Source organism: Streptomyces sparsus, assembly GCF_054776295.1.
Map to the genome: position 1 here is coordinate 1 of NZ_BAAHCA010001126.1, position 1410 is coordinate 1410.

Consider the following 1410-nt stretch of genomic DNA (forward strand, 5'->3'; position numbering starts at 1 on the left):
GCGGAGGCCGGTGTCGACTGGCGGCGCTGTCCGGCCGAGGAGCGGCTGCCGGACCCGGTGCGCTGCGGCACCGTGTCCGTGCCGCTGGACTACGCCGACCCGGACGGCGACACCCTTCGGCTCACCGTCAGCCGGCTGCCCGCCACCGGTCCCCGGGCGCAGCGGCAGGGCCCGCTGCTCTACAACCCGGGCGGCCCCGGCGGCAGCGGCATGAACTTCCCGCTGTACGCCCCGGTGCTCGGCGGCACCTGGAAGAAGCTCAACGAGTCGTACGACATGGTGGGTTACGCCCCGCGCGGCGTGGGCCGGTCGGCGCCGCTGTCCTGCACGGACCCGCAGGAGTACTGGCGGGCGCCGAACCCGTCCCCGCGGGAGCCCTCGGACAGCTTCAAGCGGCAGAAGAACGCCGAGGCCGCCCGCTACGCGGAGGGCTGCGCACGGCAACAGGGCAGCCGGCTGGGCCACTTCACCACCGCGGACAACGCCCGTGACCTGGACGTGCTCCGGGCCGCTCTCGGCAGCCGCCGGCTGTCCTACCTGGGCGTCTCCTACGGCACGTACATCGGCTCGGTGTACGCCACGTTCTTCCCCGAGCGGGTGCGCCGGCTGGTGCTGGACTCCGTGGTGAACCCGGCACCGGAGAAGATCTGGTACCGCGCCAACCTGGACCAGTCACTGGCCTTCGAGGACCGCTGGACGGAGTGGAAGCTCTGGGTGGCCGAACACCACGCGGTCTACGGGCTGGGCCGCACCGCCGACGAGGTGCAGGCCGCCTTCGACGAGGTCCGCGACGCCCTGGAGCGGGAGCCGGCCGACGGGGCGGTGGGCCCGCGCGAACTGCTGGAGAGCTTTCTCGACACCGGCTACACCGACCGAGTGTGGGCCCGGCGTGCCTTCGAGCTCGCCGAGTTCCGAAAGGGCGCCCCGAAGCCGCTGACCGACACGGCCCGGCACGATCCCCGGCGGGCGGTCGCCGCGGAGAACGGTTCGGCCGTCTACACCACCGTCCAGTGCAGTGACGCGCCCTGGCCGCGCCAGTGGGCGCGCTGGGACCGGGACAACACCGAACTGGCCCGCAAGGCACCGTTCGAGACCTGGGAGAACGCCTGGCTGAACCTGCCCTGCGCCTACTGGCACGGTGCGCAGCCGGCGCCGGTGGACGTCGGCACCGGGCCGGGCGAGCTGCCGCCGGTGCTGGTGCTGGCCGCCACCGGTGACGCGGCGACCCCTTACGAGGGCGCGCTGGAGGTCCGCCGGCGGCTGCCCGGTTCGGTCCTCGTCACCGAGCGGGACTCGGGCACCCACGGTCTGTCCGGCGGCGCGAACCGCTGCGTCAACAGGCACCTGGAGCGCTACCTGCTGGAAGGCCGGGTGCCGGACGGCGACACCGAGTGCGAGGGGCGTCCGGCA

Annotated in this window: 1 protein-coding gene; it reads left to right on the top strand. The window is 73.8% G+C overall.

All coding sequences use genetic code 11. The annotated features are described in order from the left end of the window. A partial coding sequence (locus ACYVE9_RS26845) for an alpha/beta hydrolase (protein ID WP_461030491.1) occupies window positions 1–1410 on the top strand: 1410 nt, incomplete at both ends.